Origin of the sequence: Marivita sp., from assembly GCF_051251565.1 — a bacterium.
In the GTDB taxonomy this organism is placed as follows: Bacteria; Pseudomonadota; Alphaproteobacteria; order Rhodobacterales; family Rhodobacteraceae; genus Marivita.
The window spans coordinates 1-16,723 of record NZ_JBPOFB010000012.1 but is presented as its reverse complement, the minus strand read 5'-3'; the positions used below and the strand labels follow the sequence as shown (position 1 = coordinate 16,723).

17 protein-coding genes are annotated in these 16,723 nt (G+C 59.1%); 12 read left to right on the top strand and 5 right to left on the bottom strand.

The annotated features are described in order from the left end of the window. Window positions 1-32 precede the first annotated feature (32 nt). The 7 genes from choX (at window position 33) to ACSHXH_RS14310 (ending at window position 5,164) form a co-directional block, all read left to right on the top strand. Window positions 33-947, top strand: coding sequence for a choline ABC transporter substrate-binding protein (choX, locus tag ACSHXH_RS14340; RefSeq protein WP_435672562.1), 915 nt, complete (start codon window positions 33-35; stop codon window positions 945-947). A gap of 55 nt (window positions 948-1,002) precedes the next feature. Beyond that, entirely contained in the window at window positions 1,003-1,839 is an 837-nt protein-coding gene (gene choW / locus ACSHXH_RS14335) for a choline ABC transporter permease subunit (protein WP_435672496.1), read from the top strand. Next, on the top strand, window positions 1,836-2,888 hold the full coding sequence (gene choV / locus ACSHXH_RS14330) for a choline ABC transporter ATP-binding protein (protein ID WP_435672495.1): 1,053 nt from the start codon (window positions 1,836-1,838) through the stop codon (window positions 2,886-2,888). The genes choW and choV overlap by 4 nt, the downstream gene beginning before the upstream one ends. A 110-nt stretch (window positions 2,889-2,998) precedes the next feature. Further along, window positions 2,999-3,862: an MBL fold metallo-hydrolase gene (locus ACSHXH_RS14325; RefSeq protein ID WP_435672494.1), complete on the top strand. Its 864-nt coding sequence runs from the start codon at window positions 2,999-3,001 to the stop codon at window positions 3,860-3,862. 4 nt (window positions 3,863-3,866) lie between these two features. After that, window positions 3,867-4,292 carry a YeeE/YedE family protein gene (locus ACSHXH_RS14320; RefSeq protein ID WP_435672493.1) on the top strand — a complete coding sequence of 142 codons (426 nt, stop codon included), beginning with the start codon at window positions 3,867-3,869 and terminating at the stop codon, window positions 4,290-4,292. Further along, window positions 4,292-4,726 carry a DUF6691 family protein gene (locus ACSHXH_RS14315; RefSeq protein ID WP_435672492.1) on the top strand — a complete coding sequence of 145 codons (435 nt, stop codon included), beginning with the start codon at window positions 4,292-4,294 and terminating at the stop codon, window positions 4,724-4,726. The genes ACSHXH_RS14320 and ACSHXH_RS14315 overlap by 1 nt, the downstream gene beginning before the upstream one ends. A 9-nt stretch (window positions 4,727-4,735) precedes the next feature. After that, a complete protein-coding gene (locus ACSHXH_RS14310) occupies window positions 4,736-5,164 on the top strand; it encodes a TIGR01244 family sulfur transferase (protein ID WP_435672491.1) in 429 nt (142 codons plus the stop codon). Here ACSHXH_RS14310 and ACSHXH_RS14305 read toward each other — a convergent pair. From ACSHXH_RS14305 to ACSHXH_RS14285, 5 genes are all read right to left on the bottom strand, one after another. Beyond that, window positions 5,161-6,189 carry a FliM/FliN family flagellar motor C-terminal domain-containing protein gene (locus tag ACSHXH_RS14305; RefSeq protein ID WP_435672490.1) on the bottom strand — a complete coding sequence of 343 codons (1,029 nt, stop codon included), beginning with the start codon at window positions 6,187-6,189 and terminating at the stop codon, window positions 5,161-5,163. The two genes, ACSHXH_RS14310 and ACSHXH_RS14305, sit on opposite strands and share 4 nt — an antisense overlap. 87 nt (window positions 6,190-6,276) lie before the next feature. Continuing rightward, window positions 6,277-8,964, bottom strand: a complete 2,688-nt coding sequence (locus ACSHXH_RS14300; RefSeq protein ID WP_435672489.1) for an ATP-binding protein — start codon at window positions 8,962-8,964, stop codon at window positions 6,277-6,279. After that, window positions 8,961-9,230, bottom strand: coding sequence for a hypothetical protein (locus tag ACSHXH_RS14295; RefSeq protein WP_435672488.1), 270 nt, complete (start codon window positions 9,228-9,230; stop codon window positions 8,961-8,963). The genes ACSHXH_RS14300 and ACSHXH_RS14295 overlap by 4 nt, the downstream gene beginning before the upstream one ends. Then, complete coding sequence (locus tag ACSHXH_RS14290; RefSeq protein ID WP_435672487.1) at window positions 9,227-9,595, bottom strand: response regulator transcription factor; 369 nt, start codon at window positions 9,593-9,595, stop codon at window positions 9,227-9,229. Before ACSHXH_RS14290 ends, ACSHXH_RS14295 begins: the two co-directional genes overlap by 4 nt. A 93-nt stretch (window positions 9,596-9,688) precedes the next feature. Next, window positions 9,689-11,005, bottom strand: a complete 1,317-nt coding sequence (locus tag ACSHXH_RS14285; RefSeq protein WP_435672486.1) for a helix-turn-helix domain-containing protein — start codon at window positions 11,003-11,005, stop codon at window positions 9,689-9,691. A 219-nt stretch (window positions 11,006-11,224) separates the two neighbouring features. Here ACSHXH_RS14285 and ACSHXH_RS14280 point away from each other — a divergent pair, with 219 nt between their 5' ends. From ACSHXH_RS14280 to ACSHXH_RS14260, 5 genes are all read left to right on the top strand, one after another. Then, the gene (locus ACSHXH_RS14280) at window positions 11,225-12,568 is read left to right on the top strand and encodes a substrate-binding protein (protein ID WP_435672485.1); all 1,344 of its coding nucleotides are present in this window, start codon (window positions 11,225-11,227) and stop codon (window positions 12,566-12,568) included. A gap of 111 nt (window positions 12,569-12,679) precedes the next feature. Beyond that, entirely contained in the window at window positions 12,680-13,711 is a 1,032-nt protein-coding gene (locus ACSHXH_RS14275; RefSeq protein ID WP_435672484.1) for a branched-chain amino acid ABC transporter permease, read from the top strand. Window positions 13,712-13,714: 3 nt separating this feature from the next. After that, window positions 13,715-14,956, top strand: a complete 1,242-nt coding sequence (locus ACSHXH_RS14270; protein ID WP_435672483.1) for a branched-chain amino acid ABC transporter permease — start codon at window positions 13,715-13,717, stop codon at window positions 14,954-14,956. 12 nt (window positions 14,957-14,968) lie between these two features. Beyond that, a complete protein-coding gene (locus ACSHXH_RS14265; protein ID WP_435672482.1) occupies window positions 14,969-15,724 on the top strand; it encodes an ABC transporter ATP-binding protein in 756 nt (251 codons plus the stop codon). Window positions 15,725-15,775: 51 nt separating this feature from the next. Then, window positions 15,776-16,531, top strand: coding sequence for an ABC transporter ATP-binding protein (locus ACSHXH_RS14260; protein WP_435672481.1), 756 nt, complete (start codon window positions 15,776-15,778; stop codon window positions 16,529-16,531). Window positions 16,532-16,723 lie beyond the last annotated feature (192 nt).

Below are 16,723 nucleotides of genomic sequence, written 5' to 3'. Positions count from 1 at the left end.
CCGACCTCTGTTCAGGGAGACAAAATCACATGATGAAATCCTCACTTTCCATACTCGCGATCTGCGCCGCCGGGGCCGCGTCGGCCAATTGCGACACGATTGTTTTTTCCGATGTTGGCTGGACCGACATCACCGCAACAACCGCGGCCACAACGGTGGTGCTGGATGCGCTTGGCTATGACACCGACATCAAAGTGCTGTCGGTTCCCGTGACATACACCGCGCTGGCCGAAGGCGATGTGCATGTATTTCTTGGCAATTGGATGCCAACGATGGAGGCCGACATCGCCCCGTACCGCGAGGCGGGCACGGTCGACACGGTACGCGCGAACCTCGAAGGCGCGAAATACACGTTGGCCACCAACAAGGCCGGTGCCGATCTGGGCATCACCAGTTTTGCCGCGATTGCCGCACAGCGCGATGCGCTGGAAGGCGAGATTTACGGCATCGAACCTGGCAACGATGGCAACCGCCTGATCATGGACATGATCGCGGCCAACGCGTTTGATCTTGACGGGTTCGACGTGGTTGAAAGCTCCGAACAGGGGATGCTGGCGCAGGTCGCGCGCGCCGATGAACGGGGAGAGCCCGTTGTGTTCCTGGGTTGGGAGCCGCACCCGATGAACGCGAATTTCGACATGACCTATCTTGAAGGCGGCGATGACTGGTTCGGGCCCAACCTTGGCGGCGCGACAGTGTTTACCAACACCACCGCAGGCTATGTCGATGCTTGCCCCAATGTCGGTGCGCTGCTCAACAACCTCGAATTCACGTTGGCCATGGAAAACGAGATCATGGGCGCAATCTTGAATGATGGTGAAGAGGCGCGCGACGCGGCCACTGCATGGCTTCAGGCGAACCCGGATGCGTATATGGCTTGGCTTGACGGCGTGACCGCAAAGGATGGCGGCGACGCCATAGCCGCGGTCAAAGCCGCGCTTCAGTAAAGGCGGCGGGGCGGCTTTGCGCCGCCCTTTCGACCCTCACCAATAAGGACGTTTCATGGATTGGTTGACGGACCACAAGATCCCGGTCGGGAAAACCGCCGGCACAGCGTTTGACTGGCTTGAAAGCAACGGAGCGTTCTTTTTCGACGCGTTGTCAGACGCGCTTGAGGCAATGATCGACGGCTTTTTGTGGCTGTTACAAACGCCACATCCGCTGGTGATCATCGGAGTGTTTGTAGCGCTGACCTATTATCTGCAACGCAGTTGGAAGGTCGCGCTGTTCGTGGCGGTCGGGTTCCTGTTTATCATCAACCAGGGCTATTGGGAGGAAACAACCGAAAGCCTGACCCTTGTCCTGTCGGCCTGTGTCGTGTGCATGGGCATCGGTGTGCCCATCGGCATAGCAGTGGCGCACCGGCCCCGGCTTTATGCATGGATGCGTCCGGTTCTGGACCTCATGCAAACCTTGCCAACCTTTGTCTATCTTATTCCAGCAATTGTGTTTTTCGGCATCGGTATGGTGCCGGGCCTGATCGCCACGGTGATCTTTGTGTTGCCCGCCCCAATCCGGTTGACCCATCTTGGCGTCAGTTCGACCCCGACCCCCTTGATCGAAGCGGCAGAGGCGTTTGGCGCAACAAAATCGCAATTGCTTTGGAAGGTCGAACTGCCCTCTGCGTTGCCGCAGATCATGGCGGGGCTGAACCAGACGATCATGCTGTCGCTGTCGATGGTGGTGATCGCGGCCCTTGTGGGCGCGGACGGTTTGGGTGTGCCAGTGGTGCGCGCGCTCAACCAAGTGAACACGGCGCGCGGGTTCGAAAGCGGCTTCGTGATCGTGGTCGTGGCAATCATCCTTGACCGGATGCTGCGAATGGAGCGTCCGAAATGAGCAACATTCGCGTTGAATTCGACAATGTATCCATCGTGTTTGGCGACAAACCCGACACCGCCTTACCGCTGATGGATGCGGGCCAAGATCGCGGCGACATTCAGCGCGGAACTGGACAGGTTCTGGGTGTGCATGATTGTTCGCTGTCCGTGTCCGAGGGTGAAATCCTTGTTCTCATGGGCCTGTCCGGGTCTGGAAAATCCACGCTTTTGCGAGCAGTCAATGGGTTAAACCCGGTCGCGCGGGGCTGCGTGCGGGTGCATGACGGAAAAAGTTTGGTGGACGTGACCAACGCGTCCCCCGAGGTGCTGCGCGAGGTTCGCCTGCGCCATGTGGCGATGGTGTTTCAGCAATTCGGTCTGCTGCCTTGGCGAACGGTGCGCGAAAACGTGGGGCTTGGTCTTGAACTGGGGGGGCAGTCCAAGGCGGAACGCAAAGACCGGGTTGAACACCAGCTCGCGCTTGTCGGGCTGTCCGACTGGGCCGATCGCAAGGTGGCAGAGCTGTCCGGTGGCATGCAACAGCGCGTCGGACTGGCCCGCGCCTTTGCCACGGATGCGCCTATCCTTTTGATGGACGAGCCGTTTTCGGCACTTGATCCGCTGATCCGCACGAAATTGCAGGACGAGCTGTTGGAGTTGCAACAGCGGCTCAAGCGCACGATCATCTTTGTCAGCCACGATCTTGATGAGGCATTCAAGATCGGCAATCGGATTGCCATCATGGAAGGTGGGCGGATCGTGCAATGCGGCACCCCGCAAGAGATTTTCCGCAACCCGTCAAACGATTACGTCGCCGATTTCGTCACACATATGAACCCGCTTGGTGTGCTGCGCGCGCGCGATGTGATGCGCCCCGGCACGCCCACCGCGAATGCCCCACATGTCGACGCAGACGCGCGGGTGCAGGAAGTGATGTCGACGCTGGTGACCAGCGATATCGATCTTGTCGTGGTTGACCGCGGCATCCCGATAGGAGTGATCGGCAAGAATGACGTGCTTGCCTCTTTGTCCGATCCCACAGGAACACCTGCAGGCAGCGCTCCGTAGTCCTGCGTCGCGCGCAAAACATGCAAAAAGCGCGTATTTTCTTCGACATGCCCCCTTGCGACATATTCATATTTATATATATGTTTGAGCAGACCAAGGAGAGCGAAAAGATGACACCCAAAGTCACAGGATTGTTCGACGACGCCACGAATACCATTTCTTATGTCGTTCAAGATCCCGAAGGCAGCGCCTGCGCCATCATCGACAGCGTGCTTGATTTTGACTATGCTTCCGGTCGCACAGACACCCGGTCTGCGGACGCGCTTATCGCCTTTGTTCGGGAAAGCGGATTAGAGGTTCAGTGGCTTCTGGAAACCCATGTCCATGCCGACCATCTGAGCGCTGCGCCCTATCTGCAAAAGGCTCTGGGCGGAAAGATCGGCATCGGCCACCGCATTCAGGTGGTGCAGGACACCTTCGGAAAGGTGTTCAACGAAGGCACTGAATTTCAACGTGATGGCAGCCAGTTCGACAGGCTGTTTGTCGACGGTGACAGCTTTCATATAGGGCAGATGCGCGCCGATGTCCTGCACACGCCTGGCCACACGCCAGCCTGTCTGACCTATGTGATGGGCGATGCGGCTTTTGTCGGCGACGCGCTGTTCATGCCCGATTTCGGCACTGCGCGCTGTGATTTCCCCGGTGGATCGTCCGAGCAGCTTTACGAGTCTGTTCAGAAAATCCTTGCCTTGCCAGATCAGACCCGGATTTTCGTCGGCCATGATTACAAGGCACCGGGCCGCGAAGACTATGCGTGGGAAACCACCGTCGGCGACCAGAAGGCCAAGAATGTGCATGTCGGCGGCAACGCCGACAAGGACAGCTTTGTCAAAATGCGCGATACGCGCGATGCCACTCTGCCGATGCCAAAACTGATCATCCCGTCGCTTCAGGTGAACATGCGGGCGGGGCACATGCCGCCTGCGGACACTGACGGCAAAGTCTTCCTCAAGATTCCAGTAAACGGATTGTAAGAACATGAACCCAGATTGGATTTACGGGCTGGTCGGCGGGTTGCTGATCGGGACAGGCGGCGCAGTCTATCTGCTTGCCAATGGGCGCATCATGGGGGCCAGCGGCATCATCGGCGGGTTGGTCGATGGCAGCGGGCGCAGCACGATGTGGGAACGCGCAAGTTTTCTTGCGGGGCTGGTGCTGATCCCATTCATCCTTCTTACAGCACTAGGACCGAAAGAAACCAATGCCACCAGTAACTTCGCCCTGCTGATTGCGGCGGGTCTGTTGGTCGGCATCGGCACGCGGCTGGCCAATGGCTGCACCTCGGGGCATGGGGTTTGTGGAATTTCGCGCCTGTCCCTGCGCGGGCTGGTGGCCACCGTGTTCTATATCGGCGCGGGCGGTTTGACCGTCGTTCTGTTCCGTCATCTTCTGGGGATCATCTGATGCGCAATCTGTTTGCATTTCTGGCCGGGGGTCTTTTCGGCGCCGGTCTGTTCGTCTCGGGCATGACCGACACCCACAAAGTGCAGGGCTGGCTCGATATCTTCGGCGATTGGGATCCGACGCTGGCCTTTGTGATGGGCGGTGCGATCCTGCCCATGGCCATTGCATGGCGCGTGGCCGAAAAGCGCCGCTATGCGCTGACCGGCGATGCCATGCCGCCTGCCCCTGAGCCCAAACTGGGCCGCAACCTTGTTGTTGGCTCGGTGTTGTTCGGCATGGGCTGGGGGCTTGTCGGGCTGTGCCCCGGCCCTGCGATTGCATCGCTCAGCTATGGTGGGATGGAGGGGCTTGTGTTTCTTGGCGCGATGGTCGCCGGAATGAGCGCAATGCCCGGCCTGCGCACATGGCTGGACAGACCCGCAGCAGCGCAGTAGGTCAGAGACATGGATATTCGCACAATCACTGACCGCTATAGCGTGTCCCCGCAGATAGACCCGGAAGACGCCGCCGCCATCAAGGCCGCAGGCATCACCACCGTGATTTGCAACCGCCCCGACGACGAGGTGCCCCCGTCGCATCACGCCGACACAATGCGCGCTGCGATCGAGGCCCAAGGGCTTCGGTTCGAAGTTCTGCCGATCACACATCAAACCATGACCCCGGACCGCGTTGCGCAACAAATGGCGATTGTTGAGGCGTCCGACGGCCCTGTTCTGGCCTATTGCGCATCAGGCACCCGCTGTTCCGTCCTTTGGGCCTTAAGCCAAGCGGGGCAGCAACCGGCAGATGCAATTTTGACGGCAGTGGCACAGGCGGGTTACGATCTGTCCGCCCTGCGCCCGACCCTTGATGCGGCGGCTGCACAGCGCTAGACGCTGTCGATCGTCTGCACCATCGGCAAATCGGCGGCCAGTTCCTCAAGCGCCATATCGAACGAGCTTTCGAAATCGAATGTCGCAGAGGTGTTTGTTGCAACATCCCTAGGCGGTGGTGCGGGTTGCCCCGCCTGCGCAGGAAGGGCCACGGGTTTGTGCAGCGATGTCGCCTCACCGCCAATGCGAATGGCGCGCAAGCCGTTCATCTGGCCCAGTTTTCCCCGCGCCACAATATGTCCCCCGCCCACCACCAGCGCGGCCGAGGTCATCGCCTGTGACGAGATTGCAAGAGTATCACCGGGCCGAAGCGCCCGCGCCTTATCAAGCGGAATGTGGATGCGCGTCAGCACCACTTGCATGCGGGCAGGGACCAGTTTCAAAACCGCTTCATGTTTGCCAGTCACCGGCGCGCGCGCCGTATCGGCAGTTTCGGGCGGTTCGGGAAACAGGAATACAACATGCCCTGTGCGAATGTCTTGCGACAGGCTGATCTGAAACGCGGCAATCTGGTAGTGCTCCGCATCCAGCGCCAGCCCCGCGCTTTGAACATCGTCGACCAACGCACCGAACCCGTAACCCTGAAGATGCGCCATGTCTGGCTGTCCCGCGAGCATCGACGCAAAGCGCGGCAGGGCCGCATCCAAAAGCGGGGCCATCATGGCAGCATCGGTGGGTGTGAAAGGCCTGTCATCGGTGGGAAAGCGCGTGACCTTGCCAAGTGTCTGCGCTTCGATCACGCCGGTGACAATGTCCCGGTCCAGCGCCACAAGCCCGCAGGGACCGGCATCGTTTTCCAGCAGGATCAGCAGCCTGCCCTCCCCGATCCGGGTCAGCGCGCGCTCTGTCCGCAGTGTTTCGTCGGCGACCAGAGTGGCCCCAAGGGCCAACCCCCAAAGTGCATCCGCCGCCACAGACAGGCCACGGCCCAACGCGCGTGGCATCGACACGGCACCGCCGCCCAGCGCCTTGCGCTGCGCCTGCGCCTTGCGTTGCAGAACCGTATCGCCGGTGTCGTCGCTCATGGTTCGCGCCATTGCCCCTTGATGCCCTAAGCCCCGGTTATGCCGGGAATTGGTTACCAAGGGTTTAGCAAAATCGTGCGTATCGGATTATTGCGCGGCCAAAGCGGTGCGATAGGGCAGAACCACCCGGAAATTCGCGCCGCGTGCTGCTGGCACATAGTCAACGGTTCCCCCAAGGCGCGTCATCACCTGACGGCAAATCGCAAGGCCAAGCCCGGCCCCACCGGCCTTTTGATCGCTGACGCGGGCGAATTTTTCAAAAATCATATCCACTGCTTCGGGGGCTATCCCGGTGCCATTGTCCTGGAAATCAATCACCACACGGTCGGCCTCTTGCATGACGCGGATCGCCAGTCGTGGCGCGGCGGCATCACAGTATTTGCGCGCATTGGCGATCAGATTGATGAAAACTTGGCTAAGCCGGTCCAGATCCGTGTGCAATTGGATGTCTTCGCGGACGGGGTCACGGACGATGTCCAGCGTGACGCCGTCTTCCCCGATGCCAGCCGACGACACCGCACGATCAAGCGTATCGCGCAAGGTGCCATCGCGCAGGTTCAGGTTCACCTGACCGTTCTCAACAACGCTCAAATCCAGCAGGTCGTCCAGCAACCGCGTCAGCCTCTGGGCTTCATCATGGATGATCGACGCATAGCGTGACTGGTCCTTGGGCTGCATTTCATCGGTATCGCGCAGGATTTCCGAAAACGCGCGGATCGACGTCATGGGCGTGCGCAGCTCGTGGCTGATCTGACTGAGAAACGCATCCTTCTGGATCGACAGGCGGGTCAGTTTTTGGTTCGCATTGCGCACTTCCAGTGCGGTGCGGGTCAGTTCTTCGGATTGTTCTTTGAGCCGGGCCGAGTATTCGAGCATCTGCGCCGTCTCATCCGCGACCGCCATCAGATCTTGCACCGAAATCGCCATGCCTCCAGTGATCTGACCCACCATCGCATGCGCCGTGGCCGCGCCCACAGAACTGCCCAGCTCGCGTTCCAGTGCCTCAAGAAAATCGGGGGTGGGCGCGGGCATATCACCCCGCGCACCCTGGCGTTTGGCGTGGCGCGAAAAAAGCGCCACCGCTTCGCCGGCGCCAAGGATACGTTGCGCCATGACCATCAGGTCTTCGATCTGTGCAGTGCCGCCGGACCAGCTTCTGGCGCTGGTGGAATGATCGAAGATGTTGACGAATTGCGCCGCCTGCAACCGCTCTAACGGCGACGGGAACGTCACCAGCGAGACCGTCACAAAGGCCGCGACATTGAACAGCATACTCCACAGCAGCGCATGCATCAGCTGATCCAACCCGATTATCCCGAACAAAGCATCCGGGCGCAGCCAGATCAGACCGAACAATCCGTTCTCGACAATCGACATGGGCAGGATCGTTCCGGCCCCGAAACTGGGCAGGTAAAGCGTGTAAAGCCATGTCACAAACCCGGCGGTCAGCCCGGCAAACGCCCCCAGACGCGTGGCACCGCGCCAAAACATGCCGCCCAGCATCGCTGGCAACACCTGCGCCAGACCGCAAAATGCGACCAAACCGATAGAGGCCAGCGCCTCACCGCCGCTGGACAGGCGGAAATAGAGATAGCCCAGCATCACCACCCCCACGATGGAAATGCGCCGCGCCATCAGAACGGCGGCGCGCACATCCCCCGACACGCTTGCCCCGCTGGGCCGCAGGTGCAGCCAGATCGGCATGACGATGTGGTTTGACACCATCGTCGACAGCGCAATCGCCGCCACGATCACCATGGATGTAGCCGAGCTGAACCCACCCAGGAATGACAGCATCGCCAATCCGTTTTCGCCAAGGGCAAGCGGCACGGTCAGGACAAACAGGTCCGGGTTTGATCCCGCGGGCATAATATCCAGCCCTGCAACAGCGATGGGCACGACGAACAGGCTGATGAGGCACAGATACAGCGGAAACGCCCAAGCCGCCGTGCGCAGGTGGCTTTCATCGTCGTTTTCCACCACGAGCACCTGAAACGTGCGCGGCAGACACAGAAACGCGGCCGCTGACAGAAAGATCAGCCCGGCCCACCGACTGCGGTCTGTGTGCCAGTGCCCGAACTCGGACGCATCGATCCGGTTGAGCGTCTCGGTCAGACCGCCAGACACGCCCCAGACCACGAAGATGCCGACAGACAAGAGCGCAACCAGCTTGACCACCGCCTCGACGGCGATGGCCATGACAACACCGTCATGGCGCTCTTTCGCGTCAAGGTTCCGGGTCCCAAACAGAACGGTGAATACCGCAAGGCCCAGCGACAGCCAAAGGGCAAGGTCTCCCTGATCCTGAGGTGTCGCGCCATCCGATTGCGCGGCAAACACCGAAAAGGACAGCGTCACGGATTGCAACTGAAGCGCGATATACGGCGTGGTCCCAATCACGGCGAGTATGGTCACTCCAGCGGCCAACAAGCTGGATTTGCCATAGCGCGACGAGATCAGATCGGCGATTGATGTGATCTTTTGCGTCCGCCCGATGCGGATCAACTTGCGCAGCAGCCACCACCAGCTGACCATGACAAGCGTTGGCCCCAGATAGATGGTCAGGTATTCAAACCCGTTGCGCGCCGCCGACCCAACCGCGCCGTAAAACGTCCAAGCGGTGCAGTATATAGACAGCGATAGCGTATAAATGAGCGGTGAGCGCAGCCACGCCTTTTTGCCCTGTAGCGCCATTCGGTCCGCAACAAAGGCCACCAGAAACAGGAACAAAACATAGGCCGCACACACCGCAACCAGCAGATTGAGCGTGCTCATGGGTCAGGGTCCGACGGGTCATCCAGATACCGAGACAGGCCCCATGTCAGCACGATGATACCGGCCCAGACCCCAAATATATAGATCAGCGCCGTCGCGCTACTGACCGTGTTCACCCCCGTTTGAGGCCATACCAAAGGCAGCAGCCACAACGCCAATGCCAACACCGGCGCAACACGCGCGGCATCCATAACGCGGCGCACACGATAGGTCCGCTTTTCGTGAAAGACGGTCGGCACTCCGGGCCTTTCGGTCGGCTCGGTCATTTGGCGGCAAGGGCGCGCACAGTTTCCAGAACATCCGCGTTCGAAAACGGCTTGGTCATGAAGGCATTGCAGCCTGCGCGTTCTGCGATCTCGCGGTCTTTGGTCTGGCCACGCGCGGTCAGCATCAGAACCGGAAGCTCTGCGCCCCGCGGGTCTTCGCGCAGTTCCCGCAGGATGTCATAGCCACTTTTGCCCGGCAGCATCACATCGAGGATAACTACGTCAGGTTGTCGTTCCTTGATCATTTCAACTGCATCCGCCCCATTTGAATGGGTTTTTACCGTCCAACCGTCCCGAGACAGGATGAAGCTGATCGCTTCGATGATATTGGGTTCATCTTCGATCAACAGAACCTGTTTTGACATGCGTGCCCTCCCCCGATGCCGCAAGTTGCTGGTCGGCTTTTGCCGTTATTTTTTGCCAGCTTGGCGCGAGTATTGCGGACAGCGGGCATCGTGTCAAAGCCTCCGGGGCGCAGACGCCACCATGATCGACGGTTCACGCCGCGCGTCACATGTCGGATGTGGGCAAATCCGGCAGGTTAACCCGACTTGACGGATTGACTCAGACGTGTCGCGCTTGGGCTCCGGCACGATCAACATATGGCTTTCGAACAAAACATCTTCGCCAGCGCGCATCAGCCCGGTGGGTTGCGCAATCGCATAGCCCCGGTGCCGTGCTGCCGCGCGGGCCGATTGCTCCATCACGTCCGTGTGCAACATCATGGGGCGCGCCAAAGCCCGGTAGAGCGGCCAAAGCGCACAACCCGCACCAAGGCGCGGCAAGGGGAATTCCGGCAACGGCTTGCGGAAGGTGGTCACTCCCGACCCGTCGCAGATGGCAAGCCCAACCGCATCAGGCAGAATTTCGTCTGGCAAATGCGCAAGGCGCCGCATTGCGCTGGCCAGGTCGCATCCAAGCTGCCCGGCAAAAGCCAACGGATCACTGCCATGCACAGCAACCACATCGGCACAATCGGACAGCGGCAAGCGCTGCGCGTCGCGGTGGTAGCGCGTCAAGGCACCATGCAAAAGCCACCGCGCGGATTGCGAGAGCCCCTGTCCAAGCTTGTCTGCAACGGCATCAACACTTGCCCCCGCATGTTCGAGGGCGGGCAGGTGAAACCCGGATTTCTGGAACACGGCATCAATTTCGTCCTGCGGCGCATTGGTCTCGGACGCCTCTGAATCCGCCTCTTCGAGGTATTGCGCAAGGCTGCGACTGCTGTCTGCCAGACGACCGCTGTCTTCATAGATATTTCGGTTGAAGCGACGTTGCCATTCCGGTTCGATATCGCCGGGTTCGGCAAGGATCGACGCAGCAGACCGGATCGCCGTGACGGTGGACAGCATTTCGTGCAGCGACGCCGCCAGATGCGGATCATGGGTGAGACGGTCAGTCAATGCTTCAACACTGCGTTGCAGCGTTTCGACCTTGCGCTGGCTGTCGGCCAAAAGGGCGGCCCAGCCGGGGAACCGCCCCGCGAATTCTTCCACCCGGCCAAATTCCGCTTCGGACATGATGGTGCCAGTTGCCGCCTCGCGCAATGTCGCCAACAGCGCCGTTTCCGCCCCTTCGGTCAAAGACGTCGGCTCAACCCCGAGGGCATAGGCAATGTCGACCAACAACTTGCCGCCGATTCTACGCCGGTTGTGCTCGATGAGATTTAGGTAGGACGGCGAGATTTCGGCCCGTTTGGCCAGTTCGGATTGCTTTATCCCCGCCATGACGCGGCGTTCGCGGATTCGACTTCCGGTCAATGTGTCGCGGGGCATGGTGAAATCCTGTGATGAATCAAACCCTTTCTGCGTCGCAGAAAAAACATATTTACAGATTTCTGCGGTGCATTGTGTATTTTTTGACAGAAAATTCGTTTGGTGCAAAGCACTTATTGCTATGTTTTCCACGCATAGCCGATACTCACTGTGCACATAAGTGCGGTGCTGGCGGGTGGAGGAACTCCGCCAGACCCTTAAAGACATTGGGAGGATTATATGTCCAAAGGCAACCTGACACGTCGCGGCGTGCTCAAGACAGGTGCTGTGGCAGGCGCAGGTCTTGCTCTGCCCACATATCTGTCGGCACAGGAAAGTGGCTTCACGAACGCACCAACAGGCGCAACCGTTACACTGGGTTTCAACGTACCCCAGTCCGGCCCCTATGCGGACGAAGGCGCAGACGAACTCCGCGCCTATGAATTGGCCGTCGAACACCTCAACGGTGAAGGCGATGGCGGCATGCTCAACACCTTCTCGTCGAAGGCGCTCCAGGGCAACGGCATCCTTGGCAAAAAGGTTGTGTACGTCACCGGCGACACGCAAACCAAATCGGACGCGGCGCGCGCATCGGCAAAGTCGATGATCGAAAAAGACGGCGCCGTGATGATCACCGGCGGCTCGTCCTCGGGCGTGGCTGTGGCTGTTCAGGCGCTTTGCCAAGAGGCTGGCATCATCTTCATGGCGGGCCTCACGCACTCCAACGACACCACGGGTAAAGACAAAAAAGCCAATGGTTTCCGCCACTTCTTTAACTCATACATGTCCGGCGCTGCGCTTGCACCCGTGCTTGCCGCGAATTACGGCACAGACCGCAAAGCCTATCACCTGACAGCGGACTACAACTGGGGTTACACCACAGAAGAAGCCGTCCGCTCTTCGACCGAAGCCATGGGTTGGGAAACCGTCGGCACAGTTCTGACGCCGCTGACACAGACCGACTTCTCGTCCTACATCACACCGGTTCTGCAATCCGACGCGGACGTTCTGGTTCTGAACCACTACGGTGGAAACATGGTGAACTCGCTCACAAACGCGGTTCAGTTCGGCCTGCGTGACCGGATTGTGAACGGCAAGCAGTTCGAAATCGTTGTTCCGCTCTACTCTCGCCTCATGGCGAAAGGTGCGGGTGCCAACGTCAAAGGCATCTTCGGGTCCACAAACTGGCACTGGTCGCTACAGGACGAAGGCTCCAAAGCATTCGTTCAGTCCTTTGGCACCAAGTACGGCTTCCCGCCGTCACAGGCCGCGCACACATGCTACGTTCAGGCCCTGCTTTACGCAGATGCGGTCGAACGTGCAGGATCGTTCGCACCTTGTGCGGTTGGCGAAGCGCTCAAGGATTTCGAATTCGATGGCATGGGCAACGGTCCGACGCTGTATCGTGGCGAAGATCACCAGTGCTTCAAAGACGTGCTCGTCGTGAAGGGTAAAGAAAACCCGACATCGGAATTCGACCTGCTCGAAATCGTCGAAGTCACGCCGGTGGCACAGGTCACATACGAACCCGATCACCCGCAATTCGCGGGCGGGTCGCTGGGCTCGTGCAACAACGGCGCATAAAGCTGATCTTCTCCGGGGCGGGCCTCACGGTCTGCCCCTTCTCTGCCTCAGCCCGTGGCATTCGCCGGGGCTGTCTGCACTTCCACACTTCTGACCGCAAAGGGTGGGGCAATGGACGCCATAATCCTGCAAATTCTAAACGGGCTCGACAAAGGCTCTGCCTATGCGCTGATTGCGCTGGGTCTGACACTCATCTTCGGCACGCTGGGCGTGGTGAACTTTGCGCATGGCGCGTTGTTCATGATCGGTGCGTTCTGCGCCGTCACCCTGTCGCGCATCTTCAGCATCAGCCACAAGGTCGAAATCCCCGGAGAGGTTGATTTCCTTGGCAATCAGGCAACCCGAGATGTCCCATATATATATGGCATTTTTGGGGAAAGCACCGGCGCCGCTATCATTGATTGGGCAGTGCCCCTGTCAATTCTGCTGGCCATCCCGGTGATGATCCTGATCGGCGTGATCATGGAGCGCGGGCTGATCAAGCATTTCTACAAGCGTCCCCATGCCGACCAGATCCTTGTGACCTTTGGCCTTGCCATCGTGCTGCAAGAAATCATCAAGTATTACTACGGCGCGAACCCGATCCCGACCCCTGCCCCATCGGCATTTGTTGGATCGTTCGACTTCGGCGCGCTTATTGGCTTTGATCCCGGAACGATCATCTACCCCTACTGGCGTCTGGTCTACTTTGCCTTTGCTGCTGTGATCATCGGCGCCGTCTTTGCCTTCCTGCAATTCACCACCTTCGGGATGGTTGTGCGCGCCGGTATGGCAGACCGCGAAACCGTGGGTCTATTGGGCATCAACATCGACAAGCGGTTCACCATCATGTTCGGTCTGGCGGCAGCGGTCGCAGGTCTGGCCGGGGTGATGTATTCACCGATCACGTCGCCGAACTACCACATGGGCATGGACTTTCTGGTCCTGAGTTTCGTGGTGGTGGTTGTGGGCGGCATGGGTTCTTTGCCCGGCGCCGTTCTCGCGGGGTTCCTGTTGGGTATCCTCGAAAGCTTCGCCTCGATGCGCGAAGTGCTCAATATCCTGCCCGGCTTGAACCAGATCATCATCTACCTGGTGGCCATTATCATTCTATTGACGCGTCCGCGCGGCCTTATGGGTCGCAAGGGCGTGATGGAGGAATAATCCATGTTCGGACTGGATAAAAAAGACGCATCCCTCCTGCTGCTTGTGGCAGCGCTGGTGGCCTTTGCGCCGTTCCTGCTCAACCCGTTTCCCGAAAGTTCGGGCTGGGCGCAGTTCAACGCGGGCTATCCCGACCTGATGCAGCGTTTCGTGATCTTCGGGATCTTCGCCATCGGCTTCAACATCCTGTTTGGCCTCACGGGCTACCTGTCCTTTGGCCATGCGGCCTTTTTGGGGGTCGGGTCTTATGCAGCGATGTGGATGTTCAAACTGTTTGGCATGAACGTGCTGCCCGCCTTGGCGCTCTCCATCGTCACATCCGGCCTGTTTGCCGTGTTAATCGGCTACGTCAGCCTGCGCCGGTCAGGCATCTATTTCTCGATCCTGACACTGGCCTTTGCGATGATGTCCTACTCGCTCGCCTATTCGGTGCTGGCCACCGATATGGACGGACCGGACCAGCAAGGCCTCTTGCAAAAGGGCCTCACAGGCGGCGAAACCGGCCTTCAGCTAACCTTGCAAGACCCGCGCATCTTCAGCGCGCAATCGGCAACAGACGGCAACATCCCGGTGCCAAGCCTGTTCGGCTTGGAAATGCGCAGCGCCACGGAGCTCAACGTGGGCGACTGGGTCTTTACCTTCTCGGCCGGGTACTATTTCAGCGGCATCATCATGCTTATTGCGTTCTATCTGTCGATCCGCATCTTCCGGTCGCCATTTGGGATGGTTCTGAGGTCGATCAAATCCAACCAGCAACGCCTGAGCTATACAGGTATGAACCCCAAGCCCTACATGCTCGCGGCATTTGTGATCTCTGGCATGTATGCCGGGCTGGCCGGTGGCCTTATGGCCGCGATGGACCCGCTTGCCGGGCCGGAACGCATGTTCTGGACAGCCTCGGGCGAAGTGGTTTTGATGACCATCCTTGGTGGCGTTGGAACGTTGATCGGCCCGGTGTTGGGCGCCGGTGCGATCAAATACATGGAAAACATCATTTCCAAGATCAACGAAGACATCCTGCACACGTGGTTTGCGTTCTTGCCTGACGGTCTGGAAAACCTTGTGGTGACATTGGTTTACCCGTTCATCGGCAAGGGCTGGCACCTCACGCTTGGCATCATCTTTATGCTGGTCGTGATCTTCCTGCCGGGGGGCCTTGTTCAAGGTGGACAAAAAATCGCGGCGCTGTTCCGCCGTAAAAAAGCGGAAGACCCCAAATCCGCCACAACCGAACCCGCAGAATAAGGAAACGGACAGATGGGACTTCTGGAAGTCAAAGACGTCAACAAACGGTTCGGTGGCCTGCAAGCCTTGGGCAACGTGAACCTGAGCGTGGCCGAAAACACCGTCCACGCGATCATCGGCCCCAACGGGGCCGGTAAATCCACGCTGCTCAATTGCCTTGTCGGCAAGCTGATCCCCGACACCGGCTCGGTCATGTTCGATGGGCAAAGCGTGCTGGGCCGCACCCCGTTCGAGATCAACCAAATGGGTATCAGTCGCGTGTTTCAGACACCCGAGATCTTCGGTGATCTGACGGTGATGGAAAACATGTTGATCCCCTGTTTTGCACGCCGTGACGGGTCATTTGCGCTGCATGGCATCCGTTCTGTCCAAAGCGAGGGCGAAATGCGCGACCAGGCCGAAGCGATGCTGGCCGATGTCAACATGCTCGACAAGCGGAACATGCATTCAGCTTCGATGTCGCGCGGTGACAAACGTCGCTTGGAAATGGCCATGTGCCTCGTGCAGAATCCCAAGCTCTTGCTGTTGGATGAACCGACTGCGGGCATGGCGCGGGCCGACACCAACAACACCATCGACCTGCTCAAAGAGATCAAGCAAAAACGCGACATCACCATCGCGATCATTGAACACGACATGCACGTCGTGTTCTCACTGGCCGAACGGATCACGGTTCTGGCGCAGGGCACACCCTTGGTCGAGGACACGCCCGAGAACATCAAGGGCCATCCCAAGGTCAAGGAAGCGTATCTCGGCGAAGCCGCTTAACCCATTCGGCGGCGGCCTGTCCGCCGCCCCTCCCCTCGTGAGGATACCAACATGAACGTCAGACCCGACTTTTCCAAAGGCCGTAACATGGCCGAAACGGCCCCCGCCTTTTTGTCTGTGTGGGACATGCACAGCTATTACGGCGAAAGCTATATCGTGCAGGGCATCTCCTTTAATGTGCACGAAGGCGAAATTCTTGCCCTTCTGGGGCGAAATGGTGCGGGCAAAACCACCACTCTACGCTCTATCGCACGCATGGATGAACCACAGGTTAATCACGGCGAGATTTGGCTTGATCACCAACCGCTGCATACGATGACATCGTATCAAGCGGCAGGTGTCGGCCTTGGCCTTGTGCCCGAGGACCGGCGGATCATTCCTGGACTCACGGTCGAAGAGAACCTGCAACTGGCGCAAATCGCCCCGCCCATCGGCTGGTCCATTGAACGTCTGTACGATCTGTTCCCGCGCCTTGGGGAACGCCGCAAGCAAGACGGCGTGACCTTGTCCGGTGGCGAGCAGCAGATGCTGTCCATCGCGCGCGCGTTGGCGCGTGACATCAAGGTGCTGTTGCTGGACGAACCCTACGAAGGCTTGGCCCCTGTGATCGTCGATGAGATCGAAAAAACCCTGCGTTTGATCAAGGAACAGGGCATGACCACGATCCTTGTCGAGCAGAATGCCGTGCGCGCCCTGCAATTGGCGGACCGCGCCATTATTCTTGATACCGGGTCCATCGTTTTTGACGGATCGGCGGAAGAAGTTCTCGAAAATGACAGCCTGCGTGCTGAATACCTGGCAATCTGAGGCGGACCGTCCGTTTTCTGCGACTTTTGCCGCCCTTGCCATTTTCCGGTGGGGGCGGTTTTCTTTTTCCAAAGAGGAGGACACCCAATGACAGTTCAAACCTACGCGCCGACACCTGAGATGGTGTTGCGGGCGCATGTTGATGCGGCGCGGTATGATGAGATGTATGCGCGGTCCGTGTCTGAGTCCGAA